Origin of the sequence: Nocardia africana NBRC 100379 (genome assembly GCF_001612635.1) — a bacterium.
GTDB lineage: Bacteria > Actinomycetota > Actinomycetes > Mycobacteriales > Mycobacteriaceae > Nocardia > Nocardia africana.
Window position 1 is genome coordinate 162,214 of sequence record NZ_BDAV01000017.1, and the last position, 20,011, is coordinate 182,224.

The window sequence follows — 20,011 nt, forward strand, 5'->3', positions numbered from 1 at the left end:
GTTCGGGAAATAACGATGTCAGCCCGGAAATAACACTGTCAGCAGGCCGGATGTCAACTCGTAAATTCACCACCGGATGCCCTTTGGCCAAGTCCTCCAACAACTTTCGACAATTCGCCAACCCTCGGAAGTGGTTCGTATCTATGCTTCCTGTTGTTCGTAGGTGAATGGTTCGACCGCTTCCGTGCACGCGTGCACGACTCGGTGCAGACAATTAGAGGACCTCGCAATGTCCGATGCAGCAATCGTCGGGATCGGCTGTCGTTTTCCCGGCGGTATCGACGGTCCGGACTCGTTCTGGAATTTCGTGCTCCGCCGCGGCGACGGCATCGTCGACGTTCCGGCGGATCGGTGGAGTCTGGACAAGTTCTACGACCCGGATCCCGACGCCCCCGGCCGCATGTACACCCGCCATGGTGGCTTCCTGACGCAATCGCTGTGGGATTTCGACGCCGACTTCTTCGGCATCTCCCAGCGCGAGGCCGCCATCCTGGATCCGCAGCAGCGGCTGCTGCTCGAGGTGGCCTGGGAGGCGCTCGACGACGGCGGTATGGCCGGGCGGGTCGGCGGGCGCGATGTCGGCGTCTTCGTCGGCGGCTTCATGATGGACAACGCGGTGAGCCGCAATATCGGTCGCGCCGCGATCAACTCGCACACCCCCACCAGTTCCTCGCACACCCTGCTCTCGGCGCGCATCGCGTTCCTGCTCGATCTGCACGGACCGACCATGACCATCGACACCGCGTGTTCGTCCTCCCTGGTGGCGCTGCACCAGGCCGTGCGCGCACTCGAGGCCGGGGAATGTTCGGCGGCGATCGTCGGGGGCACCAACGCGATGCTGCAACCGGAGACGTTCGTCTCCATGTGCAAGGGCCGGTTCCTGGCCGTCGACGGGCACTGCAAATCCTTCGACGCCGACGCCGACGGTTACGGCCGCGGCGAGGGTGCGGGCGCGATCGTCGTCAAACCACTCGACGCGGCGGTGCGCGACGGCGATCGCATCTACGCCGTGGTACGCGGCAGCGGGGTGAACCAGGACGGCCGCACCCTGGCCGTGCCGGTCCCGAATCCGGTTGCGCAGCAACAGCTCGCCGAGCGGGTGCGGCGGCAGGCCGGGATCGCCGCGCATGAGATCGGCTTCGTCGAGGCGCACGGCACCGGAACTCCGGTGGGCGATCCGATCGAAATGACCGCACTGGGCGCGGTGTACGGGGCCGTGCCCGGACGCACGGAGGCGCTGCCGGTCGGGTCGGTGAAGAACAACATCGGGCACACCGAGGCCGCGGCGGGTGTCGCCGGCGTCATCAAGGCCGCACTCACCGTGCATCACCGCACGATCGCCCCGCAGGCACGGCTGGACAATCCCAATCCCGAGATCGATTTCGACGGCCTCGGCCTGCGGGTTCCGTTGGCCGCCGAACCGCTGCGACAGCCGGTGGTCGCCGTCAACAGCTTCGGCTACGGCGGAACCAATGCGCATGTGCTGATCGGGCCTGCACCCGAACCTCCGGCCGGCCGTGGGGAAACGACGGCCGAATCAGCCTGCACGGCACCGTCTTTGCCCGTGCTGCCGTTGTCGGCGCGAAACGAGTCCGCGCTGCGCGCGCTGGCGGCGCAGCTGTGCGTGGCCTCGGATGCGGTGCCGACGCACCACCTGACCGCCGCGGCGTGGGTGCGGCGCGCACACCACCCGCTGCGCACGGCCTTCGTCTACACCGACGGCGACGATCTGCGCGCCCAGCTGACCGAATTCGCGGCCGGCGGCGGGCGGACGCCCGCGCGGGCGATCTCCGAGGGCAGCACCGATCCGGTTTTCGTGTTCAGCGGAATGGGACCGCAGTGGTGGGCGATGGGCCGGGCGCTGCTCGAAGCCGACGGTCCCGGCGCCGCCGCCGCCCGCGAGATCGATCGAGAATTCCGGGCACTGGCGGGTTGGTCGGTCCTCACCGAACTGCTCCGCGACGAGGACGATTCGCGGATCATCCGCACCGAGATCGCCCAGCCGGCGAACTTCGTGGTGCAGGCGGCGCTCACGGCCGAGCTGGCCGCGCTGGGGATCCGTCCGGCCGCGGTGGTCGGTCACAGCGTCGGCGAGGTCACCGCGGCCTACGTATCCGGTTCGCTGACAGCCGCGCAGGCGGTCGCGGTGAGCTATCACCGTTCCCGGTTGCAGGCCACCACCGCGCACACCGGCGGCATGCTGGCGGTGGGTCTCGCGGAGGCCGAGGTTCGGGAACTGCTGGGCGAGGCCTCCGACATCGATATCGCGGCGGTGAACAGCCCCTCGGCGGTCACGCTGGCAGGCGAGGTGGCGGCGCTGCGCGACCTCGCCGACCGCCTCACCGCCGACGGCACGTTCGCCCGGATGCTGCGGGTGGAAGTGCCGTATCACAGCCGCCACATGGATCCCGTGCTCGACGAGTTGCGCACCGAACTCGCGGCTTTGTCCCCGTCGGCGGCCACGATTCCGGCCTACTCCACGGTGACGGCACAGCGGACGAGCAGCCACGACTGGGATGCCGACTACTGGTGCCACAATGTGCGCGACGCGGTGCGCTTCGCCGACACCGTCGCCACCATGCTCGCCGACGGGCATCGGGTGTTCCTGGAGATCGGCGCGCATCCGGTCCTCAGCGGCAGCATTCGCGAGATCCTGCTGGATCGCGGCGTGACCGGCGCCGCCGTGCCCACGCTCGCGCGCGGTGGTGACGACCACGCGAATCTGCACAACGCGGTCGCCGAGCTCTACCGCGCGGGAACGCTCGACGGCGACCGGCTTCCGATCGGAATCGACACGGCCACACCGCATCTGGACCTGCCGCACTATCCGTGGCAACGGCGGCGCATCTGGTCGCAGCAGCCGGAGACCGAACTCGACCGGCTCGGCACACCCGGCGGGTTCGCCCTGCTCGGCGATCGGACCGCGGCCACCGCACCGGAATGGGAGGTGCAGCTGTCGGTGTCGAATCTGCCGTGGCTGCACGATCATGTGGTCGCGCAGGCGGTCGTGCTGCCCGGCGCCGCCTACCTCGACGCCGCGTTCAGCGCGGTCGCCGCGCGCACCGGCCGCGACACCTTCGGCCTGGAAGGTGTCGAATTCGTCAGCCCGCTGGTGATCGACGACCACGATGTGCCGGTCGTGCGGATCGGGGTGGAGGAGAGCACCCGCCGTTTCACGATCCGGTCCCGCCCGGCCACCGGCTCGGACTGGACGGTCAACGCCTACGGCCGGCTCGTCGAGGCGGATGTCGATTCCTGTCGCGTGGATACCGGTCCCGCGCCCGATGCGGTCGAGATCGGAACCGACACGGTCTACGAGCGGATGGCCGCACACGGACTGTGCTACGGGCCCGCATTCCGCCGACTACGCCACATCGTCGTCGGCGCCGACACCGTGGTCGCCCGCGTCGACGGCGGCGATGCCGATCCCGCCCACCGTCACCTGGCCCACCCGGCCGTCGTCGATGCCGCGCTGCAGTGCTTCGCGGCACTGTACGCGAACATCTCCGGCCCGCAACCCGATTCGGACGACGACGTCGTCGTTCCCGCGTCGATATCCGGGGTTCGCCGCCACGGCCCGCTGCCGGACGATCCGGTGGTGGTCGTGACGCGCGATCCGGCCGACGCGCTGCGTGCCGACATCCGGATCGCCGCCGCCGACGGCACGGTCGCGATGAGCCTGCTCGGCGTGCGGTTCCGCAGCCTCGCCGCCACCCGCTCGCTCACCGAACGACTCGACGAGTTGTTCTACGAACCGGTGTGGGAGATCGTCACCGACAGCGGCGAACCCGCGGCCGCACCGGCGCCGGACGAGGCGTTCGTGGTGATCAACCTCGGGGCGCAGATCTGCCAGCGCGCCAAGGAGATCGCCACGTCACGACGGGTCGAGCCGGTGACCGTCGGCGAGCACTCCGGGGCGTTCGACGCCGCCGCGCTCGCCGATCTGTTCCGGACCGCCGCGCTCGGCTCCGGCAGTCTGCGCGTGGTGGTCGCCGCCGGTGAGGACCTCGACCCCGCCGCCGGCGTGCACGGCACGGCGGAAGTCGCCCGCGCGGTGAAACAGCTTCTGTCCGAGACGGATTCGGGTGCGATCGAGGTCCGCGCGGTGATCGTCACCGAGAACGCGCTGTGCCTGCCGATCGACGATTTCGCCCGCCTCGACCATGCGGCACTCACCGGCGCGCGCCGCGAACTGCTCAACGAACTACCGGCCGGGCAGTGGCGGCTCGTCGATACCGAACCCGGCACGCCCGCCGCCGAGGTCCTCGAACGGATCTACGCCGACACCAGCATCGACGAGGTGGCGTTGCGCGCGGGCGCGTGCTGGACGATTCGCTGGCGGCACACCCTGCCGGAGCATGTGCGGGAGTGGGAAACCCCGGCGCCGCTGGTGGATCCGCAGCAGTCGTACCGTCTCGACATTCCACGATCGCGGTTGCTTCCCGATCTGGCCCTGGCCACCACCGACCGGATCGCCCCCGGCGCGGACGAGGTCGAGATCCGCATGCAGGCGGTGGGACTGAACTACAAGGACGCGCTGAAGGTGCTCGGCGTGCTCACCGAGCGGGAACTCGACGGCACCTTCTTCGGCACCGAGATCGGGATGGACGGATACGGCGTCGTCGAACGGGTCGGCAGCGCGGTGACGGGGATCGCGCCGGGCGACGAGATCTTCGTCGTCGCACCGGGAATCGTCCGCAAATACGTCACCCTGCGCCCCGATACCGGGGCCACCACCGTGATGGACATCTTCGACGCCGGCACCTTCGATCCGCTGCACTGCACATCGGTCATGCCGCTGTTCACCGCGGAGATCGGGCTGCGGGACCTCGCACGCGTGCAACCGGGTGAGACCGTCCTCGTGCACGGCGCGGCCGGCGGCATGGGGATGGCCGCGATCCAGGTCGCGCTGCGACTCGGCGCCCGGGTCATCGCGACCGCGGGCACCGCCGAGCGCCGCGAACGGGTGCGGGCGGCCGGCGCCCACGAGGTCCTGTCCTCGCGGTCGATCGGATTCGTCGACGAGGTACTGCGACTGACCGGCGGCGCGGGCGCCGATGTCGTCTACAGTTCGGCGCCCGGTGAGATCCTGCGGCAGAACTTCCGGGTCGCCGGAGAATTCGGCCGCATCGTCGATATCGGCAAGGCCGACATCTACGGATCCGGAACCATCGATCTGCGGCCCTTCGACCGCAACCTGTCGTTCTTCGCCGTCGACATCGACCGCATCCTCGCCCGCCGCCCCGAGCAGGTCCGCCGCGCCGCGCGGCGCGTCGTGCAGGCCCTGCACACGGGCGATTACACGCCGCTGCCCAATACCGTCTTCGGTCTGGACGACCTGACCACGGCTTTCGAGACGGTCGCCCGCTCGGCGCAGATCGGCCGGGTGGCACTGGATCTGCGCGCGGACCACCCGCAGGTCCGGCATCTGCCGCGCGACGTCGACATCGACCCGGCGGCAAGCTATCTCGTCACCGGCGGATTCGGCGCCTTCGGTTTGGCGACGGCCCGGCAGCTGGTACGGCGCGGCGCCCGCAATCTGGTGCTGGTCGGCCGCGGCGGCGCCCGCACCGCGGCCGCCCGCGCGCAACTGGCCCGCTTCGCCGCCGCCGGAGTGCGGGTGCGCGCCGAACGTGTCGACGTCGCCGACTACGACGCCGTGGCCGCCCTGCTGGATCGGATCGCCGCCGACGGAGCCCCGCTGCGCGGCCTCGTCCACGCGGCGGGCGTGGTCAACAACACCGAGATACCGGAGGTCACCCCGGAATCGCTGGACGAGATCTTCCGGCCGAAGGTGCTCGGTGCGCTCAATCTCGACCGTGCGACCCGGGCCGCCGGACTCGACCTGGACCTGTTCGTTCTCTACGCTTCGGCCAGCGGTATCGCCGGACTGTCGCCCCAATTGGGTTATGCCGCAGCAAATTCCGTCCTGGACACCCTGGCCTGGACGCGGCGCGCGCAGGGGCTGGCGGCGATCTCGGTGGATTGGGGGTTCATGCGCGGCGACGGCGGGATGGCCGATTCGCGGGCGGTGTCGCGCTATGCCGAGATGACCGGCTACGGCTCACTGGATATGGATCTCGCGACCGTGCTGCTGTTCGAAACCCTGCGGCTGCCGGTCACCCAGTGCGCGATCCTCGATATCGACTGGAGTCAGTGGGCGCTCGCGCACCGATCCTCGGCGCGCGCACCGCGTTTCGCCGAACTGGTCGCCGCCGCGGGGGGCGGCGCGGGCGGAGTCGGCGCCCTGCGCGCCGAGATTCTGGCACTGGATTCCGAACAGCGCAGCGAGGTGGTCGCCTGTCTGCTCGCCGAGCAGCTGGCGATCGTACTGGGCGTCGACGCCGACACCGTGGATCTGGCGACGCCCACCAGCGAACTCGGCCTCGATTCGCTGATGGCCATGGAATTCGGCGCACGGGTGGTGAAAAGCCTCGGCGTGAAGATGTCGGTGCTGTCCATCGGCGCCGGCCTGTCGCTGGCCGGTCTCGGGGCGAAGATCGCCGCCCAGATCGCCCAGGAAGAAGCAACGTCCGACGGTACGGCAGCGTGAGGAGCCCGATGACGACCGACAGTATGGATGCGCGGGCGGTCGCTCGGGCTCTGATGTCCAAACACGATCCCGGCAACGGCGGCGCGCAGGCAGCGACCACCACGGCGGTCACCGTGGCGACAGCGACCGAAAAATCGGTGCGCCGCACCGATTTTCGCGACCACCCCGGCGTCATCGAGGCCGCCGAGAAGTGGGCCCGGTTCGACAGCTGGGCCACCGCGGCCGGAGTGCTGAACCCCTACTATCTGCCGCACGAGGGTGTCAGCGGGGCGCGGACCCGCTTCGCGGGCCGGGACATGCTGAACTTCAGCAGTTTCGGGTATCTGGATCTGGCCGCGGACCCGCGGGTGCAGGCCGCCGCGGCGGCCGCGATCCAGACATACGGCACCTCGGCGGCCGCGGTGCGGCTGGTCGCCGGTGAACTTCCGCTCTACCGTGAACTGGAATCCGAACTGGCGCGCGTCTACGACACCGACGCGGCGATCGTGACCTCCAGCGGATTCCTCACCAACGCCGCCGCGGTGGCCTTCCTGCTCGGCAAACGCGATCTGGCGGTGTGCGATTCGCTGATCCACAACAGCATCGTCTCCGGCACCGAATGGGCGGGCTGCCGGCGAGTCACGTTCCGGCACAACGATCCCGACTCACTGGAGGCGATACTGCGCATGTCGCGGCGGTCCTTCGACCGGGCGATGGTCCTGCTCGAGGGCGTCTACAGCATGGACGGCGACATCGTGCGGCTACCCGAGATCATCGAGGTCGCACGGCGTTACGACTGTTCGGTCATGATCGACGAGGCGCATTCGTTCGGCGTGCTGGGCGAGCGCGGCCTCGGCGCACGCGAACTGTTCGACCTGCCCGGTGACGCCGTGGACGTATGGATGGGCACGCTGTCGAAGGCGCTCGGCAGCGTCGGCGGGTATCTGGCCGCCAACCGGGAACTGGTGGACGGCTTCAAATACTCCGCCGCCGGTCTGAGCATGTACACCGCCTCCCCCGCCCCCTCGGCCGCCGCGGCAGCACTGGAAGGGCTGGCCGTGCTGCACGACGAACCGCAGCGCGTCGCCGCGTTGCGTCACAACAGCCGGTACTTCCTCACCCGCGCACAGGAATTGGGCTTCGACACCGGCAACGGCGCCGGTACCCCCATCACGCCGATCATCACCGGCGCCGACGAACCGGCCGTCCGCGCCTCGATGCAACTGCTCGAGCACGACGTCATGGCGAATGCGATCGGCCACCCGGTCGTCCCCGCCGGCGAGGCGCGCCTGCGGTTCTTCGTCAACTGCCGCCACACCGAGGATCAGCTCGACGCGGCACTGACCACCCTGCGCCGGATATTCGACGGCTTCACCACGGAAGAGGGTCCGAACTCGTGAAACTGCCCGTATCGACCTCTCTGCTACGCAAAGCGCTGGTGCCGCTGGCCTCCCTCGCGCTGATGGGAATTCTGCTGGTGCCCGCGCATTCGGCCATGGTCGCGCCGGTATCCGACGATCCGAACGGAGCGCTCGCGCACCGATTCCACTTCACCGAGATGCCGATCGCGCTGCCACCGGGGCTACCCCAGCGCACGATCCGCCATATCGAACCCCGCTACGAACACGTGGTGGCGTGGATGTCGTCGGTCAACTCGGCGGTGGCGATCAACGACATCGACGGCAACGGCAAGGCCGACGATCTGTGCCTGGTCGACTCACGGTCCGATTCGGTGATCGTCACCCCGGCGCCCGACAGCGACACCACCCGCTACGCGCCCTTCGTCCTGAATCCGGCGCCGCTGCCGACCGACGACAAGATGGCGCCGACCGGATGTATCCCCGGCGACTTCGACCATTCCGGCAGGATGGGGCTGCTGGTGTACTACGGCGGCCGCACGCCGATCGTGTTCCTGCCGCGTGCCGGCGCCACGAAATTGGACAACAGCGCGTTCAAACCGGTCGAGCTGGTGCCCTCCCCCGCGGCTCCCGACGGCAGTTATCAGGGGGCGCGCTGGTTCACTCTCGCCGCGTCCGTGGCCGACTTCGACGGCAGCGGAAATCCGAGCGTCTTCATCGGGAACTACTTCCCCGACAGCGATTTCATCGGCCCGGACGGCACCCACAGCCTGACATTGAACGAATCGTTCTCCAAGGCGACCAACGCCGGCAGCGACCACCTGCTCACCTTCGAACACGCCACCGGCGGCGCCGATCCCACCGCGGATTACCGAGAAGTGTTCAACGCCTTCCCGGAAGGCACCACCAACGGCTGGACCATCGCGACCGCCACCCAGGACCTGACCGGCACCGGACTGCCGTCGCTGTACGTGGCCAACGATATGGGACCCGACCGGTTGTTCGTGAACCGCTCGACTCCCGGCGCGATCAGATTCACCCTCGCCGAAGGGACGCGCGGGCCCACCGATCCGAAATCCTTCGTGCTGGGCCATGATTCGTTCAAAGGCATGGGCGCCGACTTCGGCGACCTCGACGGCGACGGTATGCCCGATCTGTTCGTCAGCAATATCGCGCAGCGGTGGGGCATCGTCGAGGCGAACCTCGCCTTCATGAACACCGCCCGGAACCCGAAAGAAGCCGCGGAGAAGTTGAATTCGGGCATCGCCCCCTTCCGCAACGAATCGGTGCGCAAGGGCCTGGCCTGGGACGGCTGGTCGTGGGACACCAAGATCGACGACTTCGACAACAGCGGCCGTCCGCAGATCGTGCAGAGCAACGGCATGTTCAAAGGCAAGACCACGCGCTGGCCCCAGGTGCAGGAAATGGCCACGATGAACGACGATCTGACCAAATATCCCTGGGCCTGGCCGAAATACACCGCCGACTCCGATCTGGCGGGCAACAACCGGATGGGCTTCTTCGTCCAGGACGCCGACGGCAATTTCACCAACATCTCGCCCGCTCTGAACGTCTTCGCGGCGACCCCGACCAGGGGTATCGCGGTGGGCGATTCCACCGGCACCGGACGGCTGAGCTTCGCCGTCGCCCGCCAATGGGAGGCACCGGTCTACTACCGCAACGATTCTCCCGATCTCGGGCAGTATCTCGGCCTGCGCCTGTTCACCCCGCCCACCAACACCGCCTCGGGGGGAACCACGATCGCCGGTCAGCCGATCCCCGGCTCCCCCGCCCTCGGCGCGGAGGTCACCGTCACCACTCCGGACGGGAAACCACATGTGGCCCAGCTCGACGGCGGTAGCGGCCACGCCGGAAAGCGCGCCACCGAAATCCACTTGGGTCTCGGCGACATCGACGCCGCGACACCGCTACCCGTCACGCTGAGCTGGCGCGACAACCACGGCGAGTTCCACACCCAGCAACTGCAGCTGCGGCCCGGCCGCCACACCCTGGTTCTCGATTCCGACGCGCGGGAGGTCACCCGGTGAGCGCACACACTACCGATCACAGCGGCGACGCTCCCGATCGTTCGCAACTGCCCCGGTGGCGAAGGATCATCGGCGTCGACAAGGAGGGGCGCGATCCGCGCTATCTCGCGCTGCGCAATTTCGCGGCCTCACTGACGTTCTTCAACATCCTCGGCTTCCTCTGGCTCGGTTTCGAGCAGCCGTGGTTGTGGCCGTTCCTGTCCGCGGCGACCGCCTACGTCGTCGAACTGGCACTGGAAACCCTTGCCGCCTGGGCCTACCGGCGCCGGCCGGGATATCTCGGTAACGGGTTACGCGGGCTGATGGTGTTCCTGATGCCGGCGCACATCACCGGACTGGCCTTCAACTTCCTGATGTACGCGGCGGACCGATTCCTGCCCATCATGTTCGGCATCACCGTCGCCGTCGGCACCAAATGGGTGCTGCGCGCCAAGATCAACGGCAAGATGAAGCACTTCATGAACCCGTCGAATTTCGGGATCGTGGTATCGCTTCTGCTCTTCCCCCAGATCGCGGTGGTCGGCCCGTACCACTTCGTGGAGAACATCTCGGGTCCGGCCGACGCACTGATCGTGCTGGGCCTGCTGATGGCGGGAACCATGTTGAACGCCAAGCTCACCAAGAAGACGCCACTGATCCTGGCCTGGCTGGCGGCATTCGTCCTGCAGGCGGTGCTGCGCGGCCTGTTCGAACCGGATATCTCGATGATCGCCGCGCTGACGCCGATCACCGGCCTGGCCTTCGTGCTCTACACGAACTACATGATCACCGACCCCGCGACCTCGCCGTTCAGCACCCGCAACCAAATCGCGTTCGGCGCTTCGGTCGGCATCATGTACGGGATCCTGATGGTGCTGCACGTCTCGTTCGGTCTGTTCTTCGCCCTCGTGATCGTCTGTGCCGTGCGCGGCATCTACTGGTGGTCGCGCAATATCCGCGAATGGCTCGGGCGCCGCGCCGAATTCGACCGCGATCCGGTTTCCGTGCGGGTGCGGGAGCCGCTGCCCGCGCCCGAACCCGCGCCGGTTCCCTCCTGACCGAAAACACCTCGCAGCAACAGAATCGAGACCACCATGCCTTCCGTCTTCGGACCGATTCGCTCTCTCCTGCTCGGCACCGGCTCCCAGGAATCGCCGCTGAACCGACCGGGATTCGCAGCACCCAGCCCGGCCACCGCCGCCGAACTCGAACGGGTCGCCACCCACCTGGCCTCCAGTATCGATATGGCGGTGCGCAGCAAGAACAACGACGAGGTGATCGCCACGATCGCGGCACTTCCGCAGCAGTATCAGGGTTTCGCCTTCGAGGGCGCCGCGACGGGATTGGCCGCCGTCGACTCGATCACCCCGTTCGGCCACCGGGCGCACGACCTGATCGCCGGCCCGGCCGCGAAACACGCTCTGACCATGTACGTCGGGGTCGGCCTGGCAATGGGCCGCATCCCGAAGGCGTTGTGGCGCAAGACCCTTCCGAAACACGAGAGCTACCGATGGCTGGCCCTGGACGGGTACGGCTTCTACAACGCCTTCTTCCACACCGAGAAATGGGTGGGCCGCCACTACGTCGACAACCGCCTGCCGCGCTGGATGGGAGACCCGGCGCCCCTGCACCGCGCCATCGATCAGGGGATCGGCCGCGCGCTGTGGTTCATCGGCGGCGGCTCCGTCGAGGGGGTCGCGAAGATGATCGAGGAATTCGACAGCAACCGCCACCCCGACCTCTGGGACGGCATCGGCATCGCGACCACGTTCGCCGGCGGCGTCGAGGCCGCCGATCTGGAGGCGATCCTGGCCCGCGTACCGCAGTTCCGGACCCAGCTGGCCGCCGGCTCGGCGATGGTCGCCAAGATCCGGCAGCAGGCCGACAACGCCACCGCGCATACCCACGTCGCCGTGCGGACCTACACCGGGCGCGGCATCGACGAGGCCGCGGCGCTCATCGATCGCGCCTTCGCCGACGTGCCGCAGGACGGCACGGCCGGCGCCTATGTGGCCTGGCGCGACCGGCTCGGCGTGCTCGCCGCGGCACCGGGAGACGACGCATGAGGGTGGACTGGACCGGCCGTCACGTCATCGTCACCGGCGGCTCGGAGGGAATCGGGGCCGCCGTGGCGACGGCCTTCGCCCGCCGCGGCGCGCGCGTATCGGTCATCGCGCGGCGGGAACCGGTACTGGCCGCCACCGCGCGGCGCATCGGCGCCGAATGGGCCGCCGCCGATGTCACCGACCGGGCCGGGCTGGCCGCCGCGATCAAGGACCTCGAAGCGCGCCAAGGCGATTGCGCCGCACTGGCCTGTTGCGCCGGGCTCACCCTGCCCGGCCGCTTCCTCGATCTGGCCGACGACGAGTTCGACATCCAGATGGCGGCCAACTACCTGGGATCGGTGTACGCCGTGCGCAGCGTCTACCCCGGAATGGTCGAACGCGGTCGCGGCAACATTCTGCTGCTCAGTTCCACCTCGGCATTTCTCGGCATCACGGGCTATTCGAGTTACGGGCCGACCAAGGCCGGCGTGCGGCAGCTCGGCCTGTGCCTGCGCTACGAGGCCGAGCCGCACGGGATCTCGGTGTCGGTGCTGTATCCGGCCGACACCGACACCCCGGGCCTGCAGCGCGAGAATCTGCGCAAGCCCGCCGAAACCAAGGCCATCACGGGGTCGATCGCGCCGCTGCCGGCCGACCGGGTCGCCGAGGCCGCCGTGCGCGGAATGGAACGCGGCCGGGCCCACATCACCGTCGATCCGCTGACCGCGTTCTTCCTGCGCTGGGCCAATATCCCGGAAGACTTCGCGCGGCCGTTCTTCCGCCGGAGCATCGCGAAGACACGCGCGTCGCGGCCATGAGAACCGCCCCACCGGAAGGACATTCGCCGTGGCAGGCACCGTAGATTACGCCGCCGGATCGCTGCGCGCGCAGCTGCACCGCATCTTCACACCCGGCCCGGGCGAAGAGGGCATCGCGCTGCCGGTTCATCTGCGGTTGCATTACGCGCTGTGGCTGACCAGACCGGAGATCGCTCCCATGTCGATGGGCATCATGGCCGCCGACGTCCTGTTCAGCGCGCGGTCGTGGGACGAGATCCTGACAGTGCCGATGCTGGTGGCCTCGCTCATGCTCGCCGCCGCGATCCAGCTGCTGCACGTCGCCAACTGCCTGGCCGACCGCTGGGTCGACGTGGACTACAAATCGAAGTTCTCGCGGATGGTGCGCGATCTCGGGGTGCGGTTCGTCGCCCGCCAGATCTACGCGACCACCGCGTTCATCGGCGTGTCCGCGCTCTATCTGACGTGGGCGACCGGCCATCCGGATCTGCTGCCGCTGATCGTGCTCGGAACCGGACTGCTGCTGCAGTATTCGCTGCCGCCATGGCATTTCAAGTCCGCGGGGTTCTGGCAGATCCCCTTCACCTATCTGATGACGATGGTCTTCCCCGGCCTGGTCGTTCTGCGGCTCTACGACCGGGGCATCGAGGTCGCGGCGCTGGTGGCGATCCTCGGAATGGGCCTGACACTGACGGGGCTGTTCTCGATCAACACCGCCGAGGACCTCCCCGAGGACACCGAACACGACATCCTCACCTCCGTGCGCGCCCTCGGGCTGCGGACCTCGCTGATCGAATCGTTCACCCGGGTGCTGACCGGCGCGCTGATGGTGGCCGGTGCGACCGTGGCGCTGCGTGGTGCGACCTGGAGCCTGGTGCCGTACGGGGCCGGCGTGCTGATCGCGCTCGGTTTCGTGGGCAGCACGCTGGTGCGGGTGTGGTCGTCCGATATCGATGCGGCGATGCCGGTGCTGCGCGCGCGAGCGAAGTTCTTCACCGCGATGGTGGCGTTGGTGTCGTGGGTCACCGTCGTTCCCGCGGCCGCCGTATTCGCCGCGCGCTGACCGCGCGCGGGCTCCCACACGCGAACGGCCCGTCCCTTCCGGTGACGGGCCGTATCGATACCGAACGTATTACCGCACGGTGACGGTCATCGAGAACCGCTGGCCCGGGTTGGCCTGATCCCACGGCCGCACCGACACCAGGCTCAGCCGGGTGCTGCCGGCGCGGGCCGCGGTGAAGGTCCACACGCTGGTACCGGGCGCACCCGGCATCGAGCTGCCCGGCCGGAACACCGGATCACCCTCCTGAGCGAGCACCCCGCGGTCGACGTCACCGATCTGCCAGACGTAACCGGACGTCGGGTTGTCGGGCAGGGCCACCGCCAGTTCCTGACCGACATCGAGGGTCGTGGTCCCGCCGTCGCCGTCGGTACCGACGATGATCGGCTCCGATACCGCCTGCACGGCACCGGGCACCGCGGGAATCGGGTCGGCCCCGGCAACCGCATTCGCCCCACCGGCCGTCAGCGCCAGACCGAACACAACCATCAGCAAAGGTGTACGCACCGCATTCCTTCCATATTCAAACGGGCGTCCACACCCTACAGTCGTGCTCAGCTCAGCAATGCCAAACCGCCATAGGCACCGGAGAATTCGGGATGCTCCCCCACATCCGCCGGATTGTCCGGCCGCCACAGCGGCAGATGCACCAGTCCCGGTTCCAGCAGCGGCCAGTCGTGGAAGAATCCCGCGATATGGTCCTTGTCGCGCAGCACGATCTCGGTCGAGGTGCGTCCCGAAAGCTTCTGCGCCTCCAGCACTTCGACCGGCTGCCCGTCGGCGGTGGCATGGGTGATCGCCAGATAGCTGCCCGGGACGACGGCTTGCTGCAGTCGTGCCACACATCCGGCAGGATCGGCCTCGTCCGGGACGAAATGCAATACTCCCAAGAGCAATACGGCGATCGGCCGGTCGAAGTCCAGCACCTCCCGCACCAGCGGATCGTTCAGAATCCTGTCCGGCTCGGCGACATCGGCCTGAACGACCGCCGCATGCGGATTGCCGTCCAGAATCGCCCGGCTGTGCGCCACCGCCACCGGGTCGATATCGACGTAGACCACCCGCGCCTGCGGATTGCGCGCCTGCGCCACCTCGTGCACATTGCCGACGGTCGGAATGCCCGAGCCCAGATCCAGGAATTGGGTGATGCCGGCGTCCACCAGATGACGCACGCAGCGGCGCAACAGATCTCGATTGGCCCGCATGGTTTCGGCGACATTCGGAGTGAACGATTCGATCTGGCGGGCCAGTGTGCGATCGATCTCGAAATTGTGCATCCCGCCGACGAAATAGTCGTACACCCGGGATGCGCTGGGCCGATCCAGGTCGATACCTTCCGGCGCCCAACTGGGTCTGGTCATCGCAACCTCTCTGGAATCCAACCCCGCCGGAAGGCGAAGCCACGCAATCGTATTCGACACACGTGCGAAACTCCCGCGGTTCACATGAAGTCCACGCCCCCGCTACCATCATCGACATGGCGTGGGATGGGTCCGAACACGACGGTCCGCACGCCGACCTGGCGCACCGATGGGCAGCGGCGCTCGGCGGCGGGGTCCGCGATCACGTCGTACCCATGAGCGTTTCCGAGGCCCACCAGTTGCTGCTCATCCTCGCCCGGGGGTTGATCGACGCCGCCGACTCCGGCGGCACCGCGCGGGTCGCCGAACTGGGCGGCGATCTGGCTCGCGCTCATTTCGTCGGCGACGAGGTCCTCGGCCGCACCATGACGGTGCTGGCCACCTACTTCGCCGAACTCGACATCGCCTCCGGACGGACCGCGGAATTGATCGGCGCCTTCGCCGGCGGTTATGTTCGAGCGTTCCGGGCATGGCTGCTCAGCGAACAGGAAAGTGTGCGCACCGCCGACATCGCGGCGCGCAGTGTGGTGGAGGAACAGTTGCGCGCCAGTGAGGCCCGATTGCGGGCCGTGTTCTCCCAGGCCGGGATCGGCACGGGGCTGTCGGATATGACCGGCCGGATCATCGAGGTCAACAACGCGTTCGCCGCCATGCTCGGCTACGAACCGGAACAGATGTACGAACTCGAGGTCACCGACCTCACCCATCCCGACGATCCGCCGGGCATGTGGGAGCTGTATGCGGGTGTGCTGCGCGGGGATCACGACCACGCGCAGATGGAGAAGGCCTATCGCCATCGCGACGGGCACACCGTGTGGACCAATATCAACGTCTCGCTGATCCGGGACGACCACGGGCGGCCGCAGTACACGCTGGTGCTGGTCGAGGACATCTCCGAACAGCGCGAACTGCGCGAGCGACTCAGCTACCGGGCCCATCACGATCCACTCACCGGCCTGGCCAACCGGTCCCGGTTCTTCGACGCGCTCACCGAGGCCTTCGCCGATCCGGATGCGCGAGTGGGCCTCTGCTATGTCGACCTCGATCATTTCAAGGCCGTCAACGACACCTTCGGCCACTCCATCGGCGACGAACTGCTCACCCGCGCGGCGGCCCGGCTGTGCGCGTGCGCGGTCGGGGAGAACAATCTCGTGGCCCGCATGGGCGGCGACGAATTCGTCATCCTGGTGCCCCGCACCCGCCGCCGGCGCGAACTGATCGATCTGGCCCGCACGGTGCTCGACGCGTTCACCGTGCCGTTCGACATCGACGGGCACCGGTTGCGGATCGGGGTCAGCATCGGCGTCATCTCGGAACAGGCCGCCGAAACCACCACCGAAGAACTGCTGCAGGCCGCCGATTCCACCATGTACTGGGCCAAGACCGACGGCCGCGGCCGGTATGCGGTCTTCGACCCCAGCCGGCGCCGCCGCGAGCACACTCGCGCCGAACTACTCGCCGATCTCCCGGGCGCACTGGCCCGCGGCGAATTCTTCCTCGACTACCAGCCGATCGTGGATCTCGGCGACCACCGGCCGGTCGCGGTGGAGGCCCTGGTGCGCTGGCACCACCCGCAGCTGGGAATTCTGAGCCCGGCACGATTCATCGACCTGGCCGAGGGCGGCGGCCACATCATCGCGCTCGGCACGGTGGTGCTGGAACAGGCATGCCGGGAGGGCCGGCGCTGGTGCGACCGCTTCGGTGACAAGGCGCCGGTGGTCAGTGTGAACGTCTCGGCGGAGGAGGTCGCCGATCCGGCCTGGCTCGAGCGGGTGCAGAAGATCGTCGCCGACACCGGAATCCCCCCGGACCGTCTGCAATTGGAGCTCACCGAGCGCACTTTCATGCACGCGATCGGACGACCGCTGCAGGCGCTGCACACTCTTGCCGAATCCGGCATTCGCATCGCCATCGACGATTTCGGCACCGGCTATTCCAATCTGGCCTATCTGGGCCAGCTTCCGCTGCACGTGGTGAAACTGGCCGGGCCGTTCATCCATCGCATCCGCAATGCCGGCACCGTCGGCCGCAGCGATCTGCTGATCCTGGAGACGATCATCGATCTCAGCCACGATCTGGGCCTGAGCGTGACCGCGGAATGTGTGGAGACCCGGCATCAGGCCGACCGGCTGCTCGGACTGCAGTGCGATACCGCTCAGGGCTGGTACTTCCACCACCCGGTGCATGCCGACGTGATCGCGGATCTGCTCGAACGCGAACTCGACGAGCCGGGCTCGCTGCCGCTCGAGTTGCCCGGCACGCCGCCGAATCCGCACGCCCGCTGACCTTTCCGTGCGGGCGGGCGGTGCGGTGACCGGCATCGGCCACCGCACCGCCCGCGTTCGCCCCGGAATCAGTACGCCGTACCGCCGGTGGCCGCGCTGCGGCCGTGCTTCATGAACACGACACCGACGAGCGCGACGGCGGCGGACACCGCCACGAAGTAGAAGCCCAGCTCATATCCGCGGTCGGCGAACAACAGCGGAATATCCTTGGTGGCCACATGATTTCCCGCCACCGAGATATCGGCACGCACCGGATTGGCATTGAGGAAGGCGGTCGCCACCGCGATGCCGATCGCAGCGCCCATCGACTGCATCACCCCGAGCATGCCCGCGCTGATGCCCTGCTGCTCGGCCGGGACGCCCTCCACGATGAGATTCGGCGTCGAGGCGTAGTACAGGCCGAAGGCGAGGCCGTACACGGCGCTGATCAGCGCGATCACACTCCAGCCGTGATCGAGCACCGCATAGGCCAGCCCGCTGAGCACCATCACCACCAGCGCCGACATCAGAGGCAGCCGGGCACCGGAACGGCGGATCCAGAAACCGCCGATCAGTCCGGCGATCATGCCGAGCACCGCCTGCGCCAACGCCACGTGCACCGCGTATCCGAGCAGCGTCAGGTTGTCGCCGTAGGTGTAGCCCGGATTCAGGACCACCTGCACAGCTTGCGCCGGCAACATCTGCCCGGTCTGCGCGTGGATCTCGGCGAGGGTGCCCTGGACGATCCCGGCGGTGACATCCGCGGCGGGCGGAGACTGGGTCATGTACCCCACCGCGTAGCCCTGGTATCCGATCGTGAACGACGCCAGCAGCGAGACGAACAGCACCACGCTCACGCGCGGGTGGAACAGCAGCTTCATATCCATGATCGGTTGCCGCACACGCATTTCCACGATCGGGAAGGCGGCGAGCAGCACGAGCCCGACGACCAGCCACGCGAGCGTCGACGGCTTCGACCAGCCCCAATCCTGCCCCTTGTCGAGGTAGATCAGCGTCAGCACCGCACCGGCGGCCAGCAGCACGGCACCGATGAAGTCCAGCCGCTGCGGCGTCCGCAGCCGCGACTCCGGCACGATCAGCGCGACCAGCGGCAGCATGATCACGGTGAAGACGAACAGGAACCAGAAGATCGCCCGCCAGCTGTGATGGTCGACGATGTAGCCGCCGATCAGCGGTCCGGCCACGGCCGACACGCCCAGGCCGGTGGAGGCCACGCCCAGCCCGATCGGCACGTATTTGCGCGGCATGAGGTCGCGGATCAGGCCGTAGGAGATCACCGCGGTCGCGATCGCGGTGGCCTGCAGACCCCGCCCGAGCAGGAAGAGCATCCAGTTGCTGGTGATCGCGCACAGCGCGCAGCCGATCAGGAACAGCACCCCGCAGAGCAGGAACATCCGCTTCTTGCCCCAGATGTCGCTCATCTTGCCGATCAGCGGCGAGGCCGCGGCGCCGATGACGCCGAAGATGATGATCGCCCAGTTGATGTTCGCGCCCTGGTCGGGGAAGGTCGGCGCGATCTGACGCAAGGCCGCCGACACCATGACGAATTGCATGGGGGCGACCTCGGTGAACAACACGATCACCGCGAGCACGGTGAAAATGCGCAGTGGGGACGCGCCGTTGAGGCGGCCGGTGGTATCGACCGGCTCCGACGGTGACGTCGCTTCGAGGGAGGTGGACATATGCCCTCCGGAGTGACAGGTGAACAAGATGGCGTGAACCGTGTCACATTCCGGGTGGTCCGAATATCACCGAACCCGCTCAGTGGGACCGAACTCGCGCATCTCGACGCCCTACGACACCGCGGCAGTGCACAATGCTGGGATGCTCGATGTGTACTACGGCTTGTTCCTGCTCCTTCTCGAAGGAGAGCGGCTGAGCCACGTTCTCGGAGTTTCGCCCGCCTCCGGAAATCCTTGAGCATGAGAGCGATTCACTACCCTCCGACCGGCGTGGCCGACTCACCCCGTAGGCCGGTAACCAGCCGGAACACCGAGGGCGATCATCGGCACATCGATCTCGCCACACGCCATGCGTGCCGGGACGCCGCCTGATCACCGTGGCGGGCGTGGCATTCCAGGACGCGCCGCACCCGATCCTGCCGCACGTGTCCGCGGCGTTGAAGAGCCGGGACCTGTCCTTCGCCGAAAGGGACGAATCCGCATCGCATTTCGCCGCCTAGGCGATCGTGGTGCGCTAGGTGGTCGCGAGCAGCTCGTCGAGCAGCGACCGGGTGTGGACGAGCCGGTCGATATCACCGGTGATCCGGCGACGCTCCACCTCCAATCGTTCGCGGCAGCCGTCCAGCAGCAGGGAATCGCCGGACAGGCACGAGAGGATCTCGCCGATGAGGTCCAAATGCAGACCGGCGGCGAGCAGGGTGCGGATGTGTCCCACCGTGCGGATGTCGGAGTCGCCGAAGACGCGGTAGCCGGTGGCGGTTCGCTCGGGCTTCAGCACACCCCGTTCCTCGTAGTAGCGCAGTGCGCGCACACTCACCCCGGTTCGCTCCGCCAACTCTCCGATCTTCACCTGGCGCTCCGTTC

General features: G+C 68.0%; 12 protein-coding genes and 1 pseudogene. 9 read left to right on the forward strand and 4 right to left on the reverse strand.

The annotated features are described in order from the left end of the window. The first annotated feature begins 229 nt into the window (after nt 1–229). Genes NA3_RS29140 through NA3_RS29170 form a run of 7 tightly spaced genes read left to right on the forward strand, consistent with a single transcriptional unit; the run spans nt 230 to nt 13,822 of the window. Complete coding sequence (locus NA3_RS29140) at nt 230–6,553, forward strand: type I polyketide synthase (protein ID WP_062967028.1); 6,324 nt, start codon at nt 230–232, stop codon at nt 6,551–6,553. An 8-nt stretch (nt 6,554–6,561) separates the two neighbouring features. Beyond that, on the forward strand, nt 6,562–7,932 hold the full coding sequence (locus tag NA3_RS29145) for an aminotransferase class I/II-fold pyridoxal phosphate-dependent enzyme (protein ID WP_062967030.1): 1,371 nt from the start codon (nt 6,562–6,564) through the stop codon (nt 7,930–7,932). After that, a complete protein-coding gene (locus NA3_RS29150; protein ID WP_062967031.1) occupies nt 7,929–9,938 on the forward strand; it encodes a CRTAC1 family protein in 2,010 nt (669 codons plus the stop codon). Before NA3_RS29145 ends, NA3_RS29150 begins: the two co-directional genes overlap by 4 nt. Then, the gene (locus NA3_RS29155) at nt 9,935–10,975 is read left to right on the forward strand and encodes an RnfABCDGE type electron transport complex subunit D (RefSeq protein ID WP_062967033.1); all 1,041 of its coding nucleotides are present in this window, start codon (nt 9,935–9,937) and stop codon (nt 10,973–10,975) included. Before NA3_RS29150 ends, NA3_RS29155 begins: the two co-directional genes overlap by 4 nt. A 36-nt stretch (nt 10,976–11,011) precedes the next feature. After that, the gene (locus NA3_RS29160) at nt 11,012–11,983 is read left to right on the forward strand and encodes a DUF1702 family protein (RefSeq protein WP_062967035.1); all 972 of its coding nucleotides are present in this window, start codon (nt 11,012–11,014) and stop codon (nt 11,981–11,983) included. Next, complete coding sequence (locus NA3_RS29165; RefSeq protein WP_084491965.1) at nt 11,980–12,780, forward strand: SDR family oxidoreductase; 801 nt, start codon at nt 11,980–11,982, stop codon at nt 12,778–12,780. The genes NA3_RS29160 and NA3_RS29165 overlap by 4 nt, the downstream gene beginning before the upstream one ends. A 28-nt stretch (nt 12,781–12,808) precedes the next feature. After that, entirely contained in the window at nt 12,809–13,822 is a 1,014-nt protein-coding gene (locus tag NA3_RS29170) for a UbiA prenyltransferase family protein (protein ID WP_062967039.1), read from the forward strand. Between the two features lie 69 nt (nt 13,823–13,891). Here NA3_RS29170 and NA3_RS29175 read toward each other — a convergent pair whose 3' ends face one another. Both NA3_RS29175 and NA3_RS29180 read right to left on the reverse strand, forming a co-directional pair. Then, nucleotides 13,892–14,326: a protease inhibitor I42 family protein gene (locus NA3_RS29175; RefSeq protein ID WP_157126605.1), complete on the reverse strand. Its 435-nt coding sequence runs from the start codon at nt 14,324–14,326 to the stop codon at nt 13,892–13,894. Between the two features lie 47 nt (nt 14,327–14,373). Further along, nucleotides 14,374–15,180, reverse strand: coding sequence for an SAM-dependent methyltransferase (locus NA3_RS29180; protein WP_062967043.1), 807 nt, complete (start codon nt 15,178–15,180; stop codon nt 14,374–14,376). A gap of 116 nt (nt 15,181–15,296) precedes the next feature. Between NA3_RS29180 and NA3_RS29185 the strand changes: the two genes are divergently transcribed. Beyond that, nucleotides 15,297–17,465: a putative bifunctional diguanylate cyclase/phosphodiesterase gene (locus NA3_RS29185; RefSeq protein ID WP_063917805.1), complete on the forward strand. Its 2,169-nt coding sequence runs from the start codon at nt 15,297–15,299 to the stop codon at nt 17,463–17,465. A gap of 68 nt (nt 17,466–17,533) precedes the next feature. Here the strand turns inward: NA3_RS29185 and NA3_RS29190 are convergent, their stop codons facing one another. Beyond that, nucleotides 17,534–19,147, reverse strand: a complete 1,614-nt coding sequence (locus tag NA3_RS29190; RefSeq protein WP_062967045.1) for an MFS transporter — start codon at nt 19,145–19,147, stop codon at nt 17,534–17,536. Nucleotides 19,148–19,509: 362 nt separating this feature from the next. On the opposite strand from NA3_RS29190, the pseudogene NA3_RS37190 reads away from it, so the two are divergent. Next, nucleotides 19,510–19,644 (forward strand): annotated as a pseudogene (locus NA3_RS37190) (carboxymuconolactone decarboxylase family protein); the annotation flags it as partial. Between the two features lie 17 nt (nt 19,645–19,661). Here NA3_RS37190 and NA3_RS29195 read toward each other — a convergent pair. After that, nucleotides 19,662–19,997 carry a MerR family transcriptional regulator gene (locus NA3_RS29195; protein ID WP_062967124.1) on the reverse strand — a complete coding sequence of 112 codons (336 nt, stop codon included), beginning with the start codon at nt 19,995–19,997 and terminating at the stop codon, nt 19,662–19,664. Nucleotides 19,998–20,011 lie beyond the last annotated feature (14 nt).

Coding starts and splice junctions, on each gene's coding strand:
- NA3_RS29140 (WP_062967028.1), top strand. CDS start 230: ATGTCCGATGCAGCAATCGTCGGGATCGGCTGTCGTTTTCCCGGCGGT.
- NA3_RS29145 (WP_062967030.1), top strand. CDS start 6,562: ATGACGACCGACAGTATGGATGCGCGGGCGGTCGCTCGGGCTCTGATG.
- NA3_RS29160 (WP_062967035.1), top strand. CDS start 11,012: ATGCCTTCCGTCTTCGGACCGATTCGCTCTCTCCTGCTCGGCACCGGC.
- NA3_RS29165 (WP_084491965.1), top strand. CDS start 11,980: ATGAGGGTGGACTGGACCGGCCGTCACGTCATCGTCACCGGCGGCTCG.
- NA3_RS29180 (WP_062967043.1), bottom strand. CDS start 15,180: ATGACCAGACCCAGTTGGGCGCCGGAAGGTATCGACCTGGATCGGCCC.
- NA3_RS29185 (WP_063917805.1), top strand. CDS start 15,297: ATGGCGTGGGATGGGTCCGAACACGACGGTCCGCACGCCGACCTGGCG.
- NA3_RS29190 (WP_062967045.1), bottom strand. CDS start 19,147: ATGTCCACCTCCCTCGAAGCGACGTCACCGTCGGAGCCGGTCGATACC.